This is a genomic window from Nocardia amamiensis NBRC 102102, assembly GCF_001612745.1.
GTDB classification, from domain to species: Bacteria; Actinomycetota; Actinomycetes; order Mycobacteriales; family Mycobacteriaceae; genus Nocardia; species Nocardia amamiensis.
Window position 1 is genome coordinate 1 of record NZ_BDBA01000252.1, and the last position, 14,910, is coordinate 14,910.

At 62.5% G+C, this 14,910-nt stretch carries 10 protein-coding genes and 3 pseudogenes; 7 read left to right on the plus strand and 6 right to left on the minus strand.

The annotated features are described in order from the left end of the window. Positions 1 to 1,011: 1,011 nt before the first annotated feature. A complete protein-coding gene (locus NA4_RS40965) occupies positions 1,012 to 1,578 on the plus strand; it encodes a hypothetical protein (protein ID WP_157129459.1) in 567 nt (188 codons plus the stop codon). A gap of 425 nt (positions 1,579 to 2,003) precedes the next feature. Then, positions 2,004 to 2,222: pseudogene (locus NA4_RS33615) on the plus strand (MspA family porin); the annotation flags it as partial. A gap of 74 nt (positions 2,223 to 2,296) precedes the next feature. On the opposite strand, the gene NA4_RS33620 reads toward NA4_RS33615, so the two are convergent. From NA4_RS33620 to NA4_RS33625, 3 genes and pseudogenes are all read right to left on the minus strand, one after another. Then, on the minus strand, positions 2,297 to 2,974 hold the full coding sequence (locus NA4_RS33620) for a hypothetical protein (RefSeq protein WP_245671704.1): 678 nt from the start codon (positions 2,972 to 2,974) through the stop codon (positions 2,297 to 2,299). Between the two features lie 9 nt (positions 2,975 to 2,983). Beyond that, positions 2,984 to 3,130, minus strand: a pseudogene (locus tag NA4_RS43870) (DivIVA domain-containing protein); the annotation flags it as partial. After that, on the minus strand, positions 3,121 to 4,317 hold the full coding sequence (locus NA4_RS33625) for an FAD-binding oxidoreductase (protein ID WP_067479379.1): 1,197 nt from the start codon (positions 4,315 to 4,317) through the stop codon (positions 3,121 to 3,123). The gene NA4_RS33625 and the pseudogene NA4_RS43870, both read right to left, overlap by 10 nt. A gap of 2,093 nt (positions 4,318 to 6,410) precedes the next feature. Here NA4_RS33625 and NA4_RS42940 point away from each other — a divergent pair. Both NA4_RS42940 and NA4_RS33630 read left to right on the plus strand, forming a co-directional pair. Beyond that, positions 6,411 to 6,662, plus strand: coding sequence for a hypothetical protein (locus tag NA4_RS42940; protein WP_245671705.1), 252 nt, complete (start codon positions 6,411 to 6,413; stop codon positions 6,660 to 6,662). Beyond that, positions 6,662 to 7,384 carry a transposase gene (locus NA4_RS33630; protein ID WP_245671706.1) on the plus strand — a complete coding sequence of 241 codons (723 nt, stop codon included), beginning with the start codon at positions 6,662 to 6,664 and terminating at the stop codon, positions 7,382 to 7,384. Before NA4_RS42940 ends, NA4_RS33630 begins: the two co-directional genes overlap by 1 nt. 282 nt (positions 7,385 to 7,666) lie before the next feature. On the opposite strand, the pseudogene NA4_RS40970 reads toward NA4_RS33630, so the two are convergent. Then, positions 7,667 to 8,567: pseudogene (locus NA4_RS40970) on the minus strand (IS5 family transposase). A 166-nt stretch (positions 8,568 to 8,733) separates the two neighbouring features. On the opposite strand from NA4_RS40970, the gene NA4_RS33645 reads away from it, so the two are divergent. After that, positions 8,734 to 11,664, plus strand: a complete 2,931-nt coding sequence (locus NA4_RS33645) for a helix-turn-helix transcriptional regulator (protein WP_067479384.1) — start codon at positions 8,734 to 8,736, stop codon at positions 11,662 to 11,664. Between the two features lie 193 nt (positions 11,665 to 11,857). Then, positions 11,858 to 12,169 carry a hypothetical protein gene (locus NA4_RS33650; RefSeq protein ID WP_067479386.1) on the plus strand — a complete coding sequence of 104 codons (312 nt, stop codon included), beginning with the start codon at positions 11,858 to 11,860 and terminating at the stop codon, positions 12,167 to 12,169. A gap of 13 nt (positions 12,170 to 12,182) precedes the next feature. Here NA4_RS33650 and NA4_RS33655 read toward each other — a convergent pair whose 3' ends face one another. Together NA4_RS33655 and NA4_RS39685 are read right to left on the minus strand one after the other, a co-directional pair. Next, positions 12,183 to 12,647 carry a hypothetical protein gene (locus NA4_RS33655; protein ID WP_067479388.1) on the minus strand — a complete coding sequence of 155 codons (465 nt, stop codon included), beginning with the start codon at positions 12,645 to 12,647 and terminating at the stop codon, positions 12,183 to 12,185. 223 nt (positions 12,648 to 12,870) lie between these two features. Then, positions 12,871 to 13,539, minus strand: a complete 669-nt coding sequence (locus NA4_RS39685; RefSeq protein ID WP_307188617.1) for a helix-turn-helix domain-containing protein — start codon at positions 13,537 to 13,539, stop codon at positions 12,871 to 12,873. A 21-nt stretch (positions 13,540 to 13,560) separates the two neighbouring features. Between NA4_RS39685 and NA4_RS43875 the strand changes: the two genes are divergently transcribed. Next, complete coding sequence (locus tag NA4_RS43875) at positions 13,561 to 14,112, plus strand: tyrosine-type recombinase/integrase (RefSeq protein ID WP_169811166.1); 552 nt, start codon at positions 13,561 to 13,563, stop codon at positions 14,110 to 14,112. The last annotated feature ends 798 nt before the right edge of the window (positions 14,113 to 14,910 follow it).

Here is a 14,910-nt window from a genome sequence, read left to right on the forward strand (position 1 = left end):
CCCTGACTCCGGTCGAGTATGAGACCCTGAACCAGGCCTCACTCGCGGCCTGAAACCACCATAACCTGCGAGTCAATCAGATCCGGGGCAGTCCCTACCAGCCCCGCAGTCCAGGATTAATCGTAGGGACTCACCCCATACCAACCGGTTTGGTCTGCCCGTAACCTGGTGCACTCAGAGGCGCCCTCAGCCCTCGCCTGGAAAGGAATCAACATCGAATCCAGAGGTCAAACAAATCTACAACGGACTGACCGGCGCGGTGGCCGACGTCCGCACGCCGCCAATTGAACGTTTGTGGCGTGCCGCGATTGAGCCACTCCCCCACGGTCGGTCCCGACAGCGCAGCGTCGAACGCCCGAAGGATAGACAGGGGCATTCAGACGTATTGGCATCTGGCCAGTTACCTATTTAGGACCGGGCGCAGATGCTGACGGACAGTTGAAGGACCGTCTGAATCCGCAGAAGGAGGTCAGGCAATGACACCACTACTGTCGTTGCGGGACGTCTCGGAACCCTTCGACGCCGTTGCGATACTCGGCGGTGTCTCGATTGATGCCACTGAGGGAGAAGTTGCTGCAATAGTGGGTGGCAACCGGTCGGGAAATCAACCTTGATCATGACGATTGTCGGAGTCTGGTCCTCTTGCGGCGGAATGATAGTCCTCGCGGGATGTGAGAGACGGATGGACAGTCTGCTGGAGTGGATGCTCCGTCCCCGCCGACTGCCTGCGCGCCGTGGTGATGCGCCGGGATCCTCAGCGGCGCCCGAATCGAAACTCGCGTCTCGGCGGCCAGGTGACCAGGTCACACAGACACCCATTGAGTGGCGACGCAGGGACTCCCCATGCAAGCACATCCAGCGGGTCCGCCTGGCCCCAGGCCTGATGTCACGGACGCCGTGCCGACAAGCTTCCGCGAGTCGATCGCGAATACTGACCTATACATGCTCGGTATCCGGATTCCTGCGGGTTGCTGCACGCCCAAGCACTACACCTCATTCAGGTGGTGAGGCATGTATCTGAACGGATATCTATCTTCAGAAAAGCAGTCGGACACCGAATCGTCGTCGACGCGCATGGTGCCGTTACTGGAGCCTGCGCAGTTGCTTCAGGCGATCTCGGGTCGATGCACAAGCAGTGGACGCCTCGTGCAGTGGGCTCGAGATCTGGGTGCTATGCACGCGGAATTGATTCCATTCGAGCTTCATCCAGCGGGGCAGAAACGATGCCTTGCTACCGAGCGGATTCGTGCGGGTATCGATCGAATAATTGCCCAGATAGATGAGTGGGCAATCTACCACGTGCCACGCGCGAAAAGCGCGCGCAAGCACACACATTCGCTGGGGGAGGTCATGAGCCACATGGCTCAAACCTACGCTCAGGCATGGTGGATAGTACTCCACTCGCCAGATGAGGAAAAGCGACATCAGGCGTGGTTCCATATGGGCGAAGCCCGTGAAGGCTACGCCGAGATGGTGGACGAAATACGGTCTCGACATCTTCAACTGCCGCTGGGATGGGCAGCACAAATGCGGACTAACGTCGGCGGCTTGGGAGACGGGTCACAGCAAAGCGCATAAGGCATGCCGGCGAGGCGATAGATTATTTAGGAAGTACCTTGCGCGGCGGAATCGATTGGCATGGCGCGCGACAGGGATTGGATCGGTAGGTAGGTAGGTAGGAGATGGAAAAGCATCGATAAATCGACTACGAGCTACATCAGGATTTCAAGCGCTGGACCGAACTGGTGTATATTGCCGCGCACGCTGAGAACGAAGTCGATAGGGAGAATCCCCTTTGCAGGCCGCGGAACTGGAGCGGAAATGGAAGTCTGCCGCCGCCGACCAATGGGCTACCCTGCACGACTTGTACGTGCAGTGGTATTGAGGCTGTCGATCGGCCACGCATTAAAAGCCTCAGCTGATGAAAGCGCCGATATTGGTCTTCACCAGCGACGGCCGTGCGCATGAACTTCCAAGAGGACACGGTGTTTGAAGTTCCCTTGGTGAGTAAATATCGCACCTGCGATCTGTCTGGAAGCGTCCGCGTCGCGGGCGTCGTCGCCGTGGCGGTCGTAGCCACCGGTCTGTTGTCGACCGGTGCCGCACATGCCGATGTCTTCGTGCCGTTGCCGGACGGCCAGAAGACCGGTCCAGGCGTGAGCATCGCCCGCACGGGTGAGCGCGCCTTGATCTCCCCTTCTCTGGCCGCGAACGGTGCCGGCCCAGCAAGCCAACAATTCAACGTGCGGAAGTAAAGCTGCTGCAATTGAGCGCTTTTCGAATACAGCGGCTGCGGTCATGCGTCTCCGTGGCTGAAGTGCGCAGCTTGTGATGGCATTGCAGGTTCCAGTGCGTCTTGTCGTGTCCGGGGCGATATCTGTGCCATTGCCAGCGTGTCGGGCTCGGAGATATTCGGTTCGCATCCGATCGGTTCGGTGTCGCGATGCGGTCGCGGCTGTTCGCGTCCGAGCTTGTCGATCTCGGTGAACAGCGCCTCGACGATCGTGTGCATTTGCTTCTCTGCGATCTGCGCGTAGGTACGGATATACTCAATCTCGGCGGGCAGCGGCTCGGAAGCTCCCGTAGGAGAGGGTGCCACGGCGGCGATACTGTCGGCCGCGTGGACTGCCGATTGCTGGGCCTGCCACAGAATGTCAGCGTACTGCTGGCGGGCGTGCGCGACGAGTTCGCGGGCGTAGATCTCGGCCTCGGCAACGGTCGATTCCGCGGTGATCTGCGCCTGGCTGAGCATATTCACTGCCCGCACGTTCACTCCAAGCACATCCCACTGGGCATCCTCGCGCAACTGTGCGTTCTCCCGCCGCAGTTCCGCCACCTCGGTGCGCAGGCTTTCAACGGAAGCGCCATCGCCGAGCGCCGATTTGTACATGGCGACCCGGTGCTCGAGTTCCGCAACTTGGTGGGCCAGATAGTCGTTGTCGGCCAGCAGTGCCTTCCCGTCACCGAAGTCCAACTGCTGGGTCAGCCGTGTGTTCGTCGAGTGCAGCCGGGAGATCTCACGGGCTACACGCCGCACGAATTCGTCGACTTCGCGTTCATCGTATCCGCGCCGACCGAGTGCCGACTTCTTGAACCTGGCGTTCTCGATGTCACGTGCCTTCAGCGCCATGGCGCTACCTCGTGCGCCATCTCCGCCGAAGCTGCGGAGGTATCCAGTGTGGTGTCCTCAGGGTGGCCGCCCTCGAGGTTCTCGAATCGGATCGCCGCGGCGGGCAGGCCCGCGCGCCGCAGTTCACCGGCAGTGTGCTCCACCATCGCGGTGGAGCCGCAAATGAGTGCGGTCCAGCCTCGCCAGTCGTATGCCTGTGCGACCACCGTGCCGACCGGTCCGCGCATACCTGGGTAGGTCGGGTCATCGGAGACTACGGGCGTATAGCGCAGCCATGGCCGGGTACCGGCCAGTTCGGACAGCAAGGCGTGGTTATAGATGTTCCGTTGGGTCCGGGCCCCGTGGAAGAGGTGGACATTCGTCGCCACGCCTGTGGTGCGCCAGCGTTCGTGCAGTTGTTCGATCAGGGCGGTCATGGGTGCGAGTCCGGTACCGCCCGCCACCATCAGCAGCTCGCCGCGGAAGTCCGCGGGTAGGATGAGTGCGGTGCCGATCGGAGCACCGAGCCGCAGTGTGTCGCCGACCGCGACAGTCCGGGCCAGGGTGGCGCTGACCTGTCCGCCGGGCACGATTTGCACATGCAGGTCGACGGTTCCGTCGGGGCGGGGTGCGTTGGCCGGGGTATAGTAGCGCCACAGCCGCGGCCGCTGCGGAATCTCCACGGCCATGGACTGCCCGGGAGTGTAGGCATAGGGCTCGGTGAGTCGGATGCGCAACAATCCGACGTCGATACTGCGCCGTTCGGTGGCGATAACCTCTGCCTCCCACCATGCTGGGGCGATTTGCTCGTTCTCCTCGGCGGCCATCATCATGATCTGGGTGACCGCCCGGTATGCCTCGGTCCAACTTGCGGCAAGGCTGTCGGTCCACGTTGCTCCGAGGAAGTACTGCAGGGTGGCCAGCAGCGACGCACCGACTACCGGGTAGTGGTCGGCGACGACCTGGAATTTGCGGTGGTCGCGGCCGAGTTGCTGTACGAAGGTTCGGTCGGCGGCGATGCGGTCCACATTGCTGACGATATGGCCAAGCGCCGTGAAGAATTTGCCGCGTTGGGTGGTCATGGACACCGGGAACATTTCGCGGATCTCCGGGTGCGCCATGAACAGGTGCGAGTAGAAGTACAAGACCACTTCCTCGCCGACCTTCTCGACGCTGAGCCAGCTTTCTTTAAGCACTGTGACATCCATGCCGGATCACCATTTCATTTGTCGATCGATCCAGTGTCGACGCGACAGATTTCGATTCTTGATATTCAAGGAGAAGTACCTCAGTCCCGGGGTGACAGTTTCAAATGTAATCGGGCGGCTTGGAGTAGGAGATCTCAAGCGCTGCGGAGCGTCGCGTAACTATACCCGCGAGCACAACACGAATACGCTTACCGGGCTGTTCGTGGAGCACGCTTGGGAAAGAACCCGAGAGAATCCTCCTTGCAAGCGCCCTGTTCGCCACCGTGGCCGTCGACGGCTCTCGAGGCGAGATAGTTCCGGGACACCATCGGATGCTGCGGGACATCCACATCCGCCTCGGCTCCGAGCGCCTCAATCATGGCCTGAACATCTCACGATCTACAGTCTGGCGGTATGGGGCAAATGCCTACACCGCCGCCCCGGTGGATCGCGCGCTTTCGCCCCATAGCGGCTTCGGCCGTCTCAGCACCGACCACCGAAGAATTTTCGGGCCGCCATCCCGACAGGGGTGGTTTTCGCTCAAGGCGTCCGCATGTGCATGAGCAATGCAGAGCCCGCACACTGGATGTTTCCGGAGAATATTCAGCCCGACGTTGGACCCGCGAGTACGATGGACATGGTTCGTTGGCAAACGGGATCCGGAGACCGAGAGGTAACTGCGCCCGAGTCGGCAAGGATGTCTCTCGTTCGCAGGGGATATGACATCAGGCGGGGTTGAGCTGCCAGCCATAGGCTCTCTGACGGGGTCGACGGTCGCCGGGGCCGTCGACGGCGGTGGCGGTGCCGAGCAGCGGCCCGCGTGCGTGGTGTCGGATCAGTCTCGGCAGCAGGCGTGCTGTGCCGGCGTCCCAGTGGACGGTTTCGAGAACGTGCTCGTGGTGGGGAACGCCGCGGCGGCGGGTGCGGGGTTTTGGCGCCTTTGGATTTCACCGGGCAGCTGCGGCTGGGCAGGTCAAGGTCCTCGATGTCGACTCCGAGCAGTTCTTCTGTGCGGGCCGCAGGTTTCGTAGAGCATTCGCCAGAGTGTCTTCTCGCGGATGGGGATGTCGCGGCGCTGATCAGCCGGTAAAATCGCCCTGCGTGAGTGCACGGGGGTGTCGGAGTCTTACGCCACTGCCGACACAACCGATTCGGTGATCGGAAACGACTTGCACCCGACAAGGCGCCGCGGTGATCGACGAGTGCGATCGTCACGGTCTGCTTGTGCTGATCAATGCCCGCGACGCCGTTTCGTGATCCAAATCCTGTGTCTCCCATCCATGTCGCCTACCGTGATGAGTCGGCAGATCGGCGGCGGCAGATCAGGGTTGAGTCGGGCGGGCTCTCTTCAAGCCAGACGCCGATCCCCGCGCCCGCGGTCCGACCCGAGACTTCGAATCGACGACAGCCTTTCGGCGCCAATAGCGTTCAGAGTCATCGGCCGGTCCGCTTCGAGCACCAACAAGGGAATCAGAGACCCGCCGACAGTGTCCGATGTCGCCGCTACTTCCAGGAAGCGGCACGGGGTTCCGAGAGCCGTCTACCCTTGGCCGCCGCAAGTATTGTGCAGGAAGAGGGGGCAGACAACACCAGTTGTCATGGCCTTCGGTGTGGTTTGAGTTCGAGACCAATGTCAACCGACTCCTACTCGCGTCAGGGTGCAGATCGTCAGGGCTTCCGGCGGTCCCTATCCGGTACGGCTGTGATGTGAGATGGCTCGCCGATTCGGTGATGTTCCTTGCTGTGAGGTACATTCGTCTCGTCAACTACAAGCGATCAGTAGCAGGCGTGAATACCCCCAATCGAGCCCCGACCGACACAGACCGGTCCGGGGCTCGATTGGTTGTTGAGGTCTGCATCGCCCGAAGTTGGTACCTCTCTACTCATCGAGGCTTGACACAGAGAGGAGCCGATCCAGTGTCACGACCATCGGGTCGGTCGGTTCGCTGCCGTTAAATTCCCGCTTACGTGGCTGTTGTGATTTCTGCGGCCGGCCGACACCCGGGACCGAGCCGCGGAATGGCTTGAGAGGAGCGTGGCATCGCCCTTACTGGGGATTGCCTTCCGACCGGTCCGTGCCACACCCCACAATCGCAAAGGGCTGACAAGCACCAATGATGGCCATCGGGATCGACGCGCACAAGCGCACCCACACCGCAGTCTCCGCCGACGAACTGGGCCGCAAACTATCCACCAAGACCGTCGGGACGACCAGCAGCGATCATCTCGCCCTACTGAAATGGGCGCGGGCGCAACCGGATCCGGAACCAATGTGGGCGCTGGAAGACTGCCGGAACGTGACCCGGCGTCCCGAAGCGACTCGCTCGCCGTCGGCGAGCGAGTCGTGCGGGTACCGCCGAAACTGATGGCTCACGCCCGGGATTCGGCGCGCACTTACGGTAAGTCGGACCCGATCGACGCCTTGGCCATCGCCCGCGCGGCATTGCGTGAACCCGACCTGCCGGTGGCCCGGCTCGACGGAGTCGAACGCGAGATCCAGTTGCTTGTCGACCACCGCGAAGACCTCGTCACCGAACGCACCCGGGCGATCGCACGGCTGCGCTGGCACCTGCACGAGCTCGATCCGGGCTCGACGCCACCTGGCAAGCTCGAACGCGCCAGCGCCTATGACCGCGTCACGGCCCACCTGGCCCAGTTCGACGGACTTGTCGCCCGCCTGGCGGTGACTCTGGTCGAGCACTGCCGACGACTGACCATCGAGATCGACGAACGAATCCAACGAATCGCGCCGTCGCTGCTCACCATCGCCGGTTGCGCGGGCCTGACCGCGGCGAAGATCATCGGCGAGACCGCCGACGTCGACAGATTCCGATCCAAGGACACCTTCGCCCGTCACAACGGCAGCGCACCGCTGCCAGTCTGGTCGTCCAACCGAGCGCGCCATCGCCTGTCCCGCACCGGGAACCGGCAGCTCAACGCCGCGCTCCACCGAATCCCGCTCACGCAGGCACGCTGCCACCCGGACGCACGAGCTCTGCTGGCCAGGCGCAAGGCAAAAGGCGACGGCGGCATGGAGCGCTACGGATCCTCACACGCCAGCTTTCCGACGTTGTCTCCCGCGCCATGATCGCCGATCTGAGGACTGCTGCGATTGGGTGATAGGGTCAGGTCGTCACCCATCCGTGTAGCAGTCCCCTGGGCCACCAATCAGCCGAAACTCCAACCGCAGCTTGACACACGAGCAATCCACAGTCCCTGTATCGCACGCTGGCGTCGCGGCGAGCCGGATCGCGCTCGGCATACGCGAAAAGGCCGTCCATCTTGCCCATTGTCTATCTACACCGCAACGGTCCGACGACTCCTCTTCAGTCACAATGCACCCATCATTACCAGCAGTTACAACGGAGAACTAGGTTCTGTCTCCCAATGATTTGAGCCATTCGACGACGAGGGCCAGGACGAATCCGGCCCGGTAGGTGATCGCGAGCTTGTCGTAGCGAGTGGCCACCGCCCGCCAGTGCTTGGCCCTGTTGAAGGCACGTTCGATGACATTGCGGCGTTTGTAGATCTCGGCATCGAAGCTCGGTGCCCGCCCACCAGCGCGGCCCTTGCGTTTGCGGTTGACGACCTGGTCCCGGCGTTCGGGAATTACGGCTCGGATACGTTTGCGGCGCAACAGGGTTCGGTTCGACGCCGCCGAGTAGGCGCGGTCGGCGATCACCACCTCTGGATTGCGCCGCGGCGCCCCACCGGCCAGTCGCGGCACCACCACCGCGTCGAGCAGCGGCGGCAGCAGCGACGAGTCGTTGGTTTGACCGGGCGTGAGCAGCACGGCCAGGCCACGACCGGCACCGTCGGCGGCGAGATGGATCTTGGTGGTCAGCCTACCACGGGAGCGCCCTATGGCATGGTCGGACGGTTCATAGCCCGGTCACCGAGTCGGCGGCCGCGCCGGCGGCGTGCTGATGTGCCCGCACGATTGTCGAGTCGACCGAGACAACCCAGTCCAGGTCGCCGGTGGTGTCGGCCAGGGCGACCAGAGCGGTCAGCACCCGGTCCCAAGTGCCGTCGGCGGCATAGCGGCGGTGGCGTTTCCACACCGTCTGCCACGGCCCGAAATGTTCCGGCAGATCCCGCCACGGCAGACTGGTGCGCAGCCGATACAGCATCCCCTCCACCACCAGGCGATTGTTGGCGAAGTTACGGCCCACGTGACCTTCTGATTTCGGTAGCAGCAACTCCAGCAGTTCCCACTGCTTGTCGGTCAGAACCTGGTATCGATCACCGATCGCGGTCGCCACGGACGACATGGTGCACGATCGGCCCCGACCATGGGGCCGATCGATTCACCTCATTGGGAGACAGAACCTAGGGCCCATGAGGCGCTGCACGAGGTATCGTAAGTCGAGCGGAATGACACATGTTTGGCGCGCTGCATTTCGGCCGCGCGACTACTGTCCGCTCTCGGGATCATAAATGGTATCGAGTTTTATTGAACTGGATCCGGGTACGAAGCTCGTCGGCAGGGCCCTCGAGCAGACGAACATGCAGCAGGTACTAGATAGTGCTCTGGCGGGTTCGGCGGGTGCTTTGGCCGTGCTGGGTGAACCGGGGATCGGGAAAACGCGCATGCTAGGTGAGCTGTGTAAGCGCGCCGCAGCAGCAGGGTTCGATGTCTTGGTTGGACGTGGGTCGGAGTTCGAGCGGGAAGTTCCGTACGGTTTGGTGGTCGAAGCTCTCGATGAGCGATTCGGGGTGCTCGAAGCGGAGGTCATCGAGGACATGGGCCCGGACAGGTTGGCGGAGCTGGCGGCGGTACTCCCGTCGCTGTCGGGGCGAGGTGGCCGGTTTGCGAGCCTGTTGGAAGTGGAGCGATTCGAGTTCTATCGCGCTGTGCGATCCACGTTCGAACGAGTCGTACGCGGCCGGCCGCTGCTGTTGGCACTCGATGACGTGCACTGGGCCGACCCTGCTTCGGTGGAGCTGATCAGCCATCTGCTACGGCGCTCGGTCCCGGGCATGGTGTTAGCCTTGGCCTATCGACCCAAGCAAGCGCCGGGCGCGCTACTCGGTGCCGTTGAGCAAGCAACACGCGAAGGTTTCTTTCACGAACTGGAGTTGGCGCCGCTGACGGTCGTGGAGGCGGCCGACCTGTTGGGGCAACGACCGGGTTCGGAGCTTCTCCGGTCATTACACGCAGAAAGCGGCGGGAATCCTTTCTACCTCGAGCAACTGGCACGGATGGCTCGGCTTGATTCAGCGGCTCCGAGGCAAGAAGCGTGGGTTGAGAGAGACCGCGAAACTGATATCTCTGCCACGTTACGCGTCACACTCGATAGTGAGCTGGCTGTTCTGCCAGCCGGTACGGTCACAGTCCTTCAGGCCGCAGCGGTGGCCGGTGATCCGTTCGATGTGGATTTGGTAGCTGAGGTCGCAGCTACCGACACGATCTTGGTGTCGGAATACCTCGATGCCCTCGCCACTGCGGACGTCATCCGGGGAACCGATGTGGCGGGAACGTTCCGCTTCCGGCACCCGATCGTACGGCGTGTGGTTTACAACGGCACGCTGCCTGGATGGAGATTCGGCGCTCACAAGCGAGCAGCGAGAGCACTGGCTCGGCGCGGTGCTTCTCTCGGTGTACAGGCACACCATGTAGCGCGATCGGCTAGCGTCGGCGATGAGCAGGCAGTGGCAGTCCTCACCGAGGCCGGACAAGCTGCGGTGGCCCGCGCGCCGGCGGCCGCGGCCGACTGGTTCGACGCAGCACTGCGACTGCTGCCCGAAACCGGGGAATTTGACCGGCGACTGTCGCTAGTCATCTCCCTGGCCAGCGCTCTCGCTTCTTCTGGCAATTTGCGTGACAGCCGTACGGTGCTGGAGCGAGCGCTCGAATTCCTTCCTGTCGACGCGCTCGACGATCGGGTGCGGATAATCCGGATGATCGTTCGCGTGGATCACGGACTCGGACACGCTGAAGAGGCCCGCCGCCTCATAGTTCGCGCTCTCGAACATGCGGCCACGAGCAGCGCGGATGCCATAGCGTTGCGCCTGGAACTCGCACAAAACCATCTGATGATGCACCAATGGGAGCAGGCCGTCGACACGACTGCGCAGGCTCGCGCTCAGGCGCAGACGCTGAGCGATCCGTCGCTGCTTCTCGCCGCCACAGCAACCCTTGCCTGGTTCACCAGCTACCAAGGAGCGTTCGGCGAGGCGCAGGAACTCATTGAACTTGCGGCTGAGGGGATCGACGCGCGTGACGTCAATCTAACTCCTGAGATGCTCGAGGGGCTAGCTGACCTGGTCTTCGCTGAGCTGTTCACCGACCGGTTCCGGGCAGCCGCTCGCCATGCCCAACTTGGGCTGCGTGTCAGCCGTAGCACCGGTCACGGCTACGCCTTCAGCCGATTTGCTATCGGTGCGGCCGCGTCGAAGCTGTTTCTGGGGCAGCTCCATGACGCCAAACGGGCTGCGGAGACCGCCATCGAGGCCACACTCCTGCTGGACAACGATCAGCTGCTCTCGACAGCACAGACCGCGCAGTGCTGGGTCGAAGCGATGAGGGGCGATTTGTCGGCCGCGCTCACCGCCGGTCGCGCCGCAGTGCGGATTGTCGATCGCCTTCCGGACACGTTTTTCGGATGGCTAGCGCGCGCATGTTATGGCGAAGCGCTGATCGAAGCTGGCGAGACCGAACGAGGTTGTGAGGCGATCCTGTCTGCTGGCGGGTCCGGGTTCGCGGATCTACCTCCAGGAAATGCGATGTACTGGCACCAAGCGCTGATCACGGCCGAACTGTCCGCAGGCCGGGTGGAGGCGGCGCAGTCCATTGCTCAGCGCATGGAGAACATAGCGCTTCTGCCTTCCCGCGAGGGAAACGCGTCCTTCGCGCGGGCTCGCATCCATCTCGCAAAAGGTGACTTCATGACGGCCGCAGCGTTTGCCCAGAAGGCCGTTCAGTGCTTCGACTCGGTGGAGATGTGCGTGTGGTCCGCTCGCTCCCGCCTTCTTGCTGGCCGCAGTCTGGGGCAAGCCAACCGGTCCGAAGCGGCAATCCGCGAACTCGAGCTAGCCCACGGCACCTTCGCAGACGCTGGGGCCGAACGGCTGCGGGACGAGGCTGCTCAAGTGCTCCGAACCATGGGGCGGCGAGTGCGACGCCAAACCACCGTCGATGAGCCGACAGACTCGGCGAACTTAACCGACCGCGAGCGCAGTATCGCCGCCCGAGTCGTGCAAGGCTACACCAACCGCGAGATCGCTGCAGAGCTTTTCGTTAGTCCGAAGACTGTCGAAAAGCATATTGCGCGGATCTTCGCGAAACTAGGCATTTCCTCCCGCGCTGGCGTCGCAAATGCACTGAGCAGACACCGCAGAGGCCCACCGGGGCGGACGCGTTTATAGTGGACCCAGGTATACAACATGTACTGCCAGACCAGGTCGTCATCCGCCCAGGCATCTTCTGCGACGCGCCAGATGCATGCCGCAGTGCCGGCGGTCGATCTGAGCACCCAACCCGGTGAATCCCTTGGAGTTCACCACGCTGAAGTCGACCCAAGGTCGGCACCGCTGCTGACCAAACTCCCTGCTCAATTCCATGATCGGCGTGGTGCTGCCGACAACTGTGCTCGACATTCGCGGCCATGCTGCTGCGCCAGCACATGGCGAGTTCCCGAAGAAACTTGTGGCCGCGGTGATGACAGACGCGACAGCCCTGGGCGTCGCGGTGGTGTCCGCCCGGATTGGATTCGGTGCCACGGGTTGGATGGACGGATGCATCATCTCGTATTCGATCGGGAGTGCGCATGCCCAGGGCGGAGTTGCGCTGGCGGTTGTGGAAGATCTCGAGGTACTCCAAGATCGCGTTGGCCAGCTCGATCCGCCTCCTCCAGCGCTGCCGGTTCAGTAGTTCGGTTTTGCATTCAAGATGTTTCGGGCATCGAAGTAGCTCTCGGCGTCGCGACGAATCTGGATGAGCCGTTTTGGAGATGGCGCTGTGGTTGGCGTAGCCGAGGAGCTGGGCAATCTCGGTCTTGCGTGTCCCTCCGCTGGCGAGCAGGACGACGATCCTCGCGGTTGCGCGCATCGAGGAGGGCGAGGAAGTAGCTGGTGATGGTGTTGCCCAGTACCTCGGTCTCGAGTCCGTGGACCGTGATGGTGTCGGTGAGTTCGACAAAGCTCACTTCGATCTTGCGTCGCTTGCCGTGCTGCTTGCATTCGAAATCCTCTTGAGCGTAGGGCCCTTGGCTGGAGAAGTCGTCCTCGGCTCGGTTGGAGTGGAAGGCATCGAGGATGCCGCGCAACTGGCCTATCCGGTCCACGGCCGCCACTGCCTCGGTGACGGCGTCATAGGCGTCGTCTTCGCCGTACCATGCCGGGCCGCCCATGCGGGGGGTTTACTGGTGACCGCGCCGGCGAGCACGCTGCCGTCCACCAGTGTGACCGGCCCGACGACCTTGCCCTTGTCCACCAAGGGTTATTCACGCGACCCGTACTGGATCACGGCGGTGACCGCGGGCAGCCACAAATCGGGGTTGTGTGCGAGCAGCCGGATTGGGTCGTCTGGCGAGAAGGCAGACAGCCTCGATCCCGACACCAGATGCGGCCAGACTATCCACGCCACGCGCGAGTCAGCCGCTGCTCGAAGTCGTCCAGCAGGAACTTGTCGATGTGACTGTGATCAGCCAGGTAAGGCCACTGCCCGCTACGCAGCGCTGGCAGACCGAACCTGGTGATCGTGCGCGGGGCACCCGGCCGCGGCTCGTCGACCAAGCCTCGCAAGCGATCTCGCACGAACCGGCCACGCCACCGGGCCACAGTCTGCTCCCGCGTCCTCAACACCGCAGCTACCTGCTTGTTGGATACACCCTCCGCACAGGCCAGGACGATCCGTGCCCGAAAAGCCAGCGCCTGCACGGTTTTCGGCCGCCGCACCCACCGCTGCAACGTCGCGCGTTCCTCCTCGGTCAACACCAACCCGGCCTTCGAACGCCCAGGCCGCGGGCTATCGGTCAATCCGTCCAGCCGCGACTCTACGAAACGCCGACGCCATTTCCCCACAGTCACCGCAGTCACTCCCAGATCCGCGGCGACCTGCTTGCTCACCGCCCCAGGCTCTGCACACGCCAACACAATTCGCGCCCGCTCCGACAGCCGAGAATCCCCTCGCGCCCACCCCGCAAGCCGGTCACGCTCCTCGTCCGACAGAGTCAACGCAGCCTTCGGTCGCCCAGTCCGCACCACCCACCAACGGTAGCAACAACTTACGGCGCTAAACACCGAATCAGCACACTAGTACGTTTGCATGTCGAGACAGCATGCCGTCGTAGCGCGGCGCTGCGTTTGCGCATCGATGAAGTCAGTACCGACGACTGTACCGTTCTACTCCACCACAAGGGTGGGGTAGATGAATGGCATCCAGTCACGCCGCTGCTGATGCGGAAGCTTGTCGAACACTTCAATCGCCGAGGTGGCGCGGCCGCAGAAGCGGGATATCAAGTGTTTCGCGCCCGAAACGGCAAGCCGATCACAAATCGCCGCTACGACAATCTGCATCGACGGTTTCACCAACACTTGCCTTGGACCGCTGCGAAGCAGGTAACTGTTCACTGGATTCGGCATACAACACTGACATTCGTTGAGAGAGAATTTGGGCTCTCGGTCGCGCGTCGTTTCGCAGCTCACAGAGATCCCGGTGCAGTCACATTCATCTACACCAAGGCGACACTCATTGAATGCGCGGAGGCGTTGGTAGCGCTTACTGGGCAACCTCACCCGCTGGCGCGCGCCGAGCGGCACCCCCTGTCGCCGAGGGGAATTGGAGCGGAAGGTGGAGCAGAAGGGGCATGGTGATGGCATGTGCACGATAGATGTGCACAGCTGCTGCAATTGCGGTGTACAACTCCCCCTCCGGACACCGTTTTGACATGCATCCTCCGCAAATTTGCAGAGGATGCATTCTTTTTGGGGTCTGGACGGTGTCCGGAGGGAGTCTGGACACCGTCGATCTGCAAATTTGCGCAGGTGGCCCGTCAAAAGGCGTAAACGGTGACACCGGTGAGTGACGAGTTCGGTGGTCGCGGATCGGCGCGGCAAACGAAACGCGGATCGCTCCGGTGGACGCTACCGGGTGCCCAGGTGCCTCGCTGTGGTGCCTATGGACCCCGGTTGGATGGGTCGACGGGATGGCGCTGCGGTCGCCGCGGGAGGGGTGGTCCGGGTCGGGGCTGTCGGTGTTCGGTCTGCTGGTTGCCGTCGCGGCGGTCTGTACGCAGCCTTCGTCCTCGACTGCGTCTGCTGAAGGCGAATAGCGCCCCAGTGGGGTACCTTTCGGCTGAAAAGTCACCCAGTGTGGGTGCCTTTTTATCTATCGACAGCGAAAAGGTACCCACGCTGGGCGTATTCCGCCGAAAAGTCGTACAACGTGGGTGCCCTTTTGATATTGACGCGCCGGGTGTTCGTTTTGAATGCTAGAAGTGCGCCGACGCCGATCGGTTGGGACATCATAAGTATCGGCCGAAGCTGGTGCAGCATGTTGTAAGGGTCTGTGGCGCAGTCGCTTTCGGACATCTGGCGAGTCGTGCCTGCTCAGAGGTGGTGTCGCTGGCACGTGAGAGGAGACACGGGTGACTAGGTTCTGTCTCCCAATGA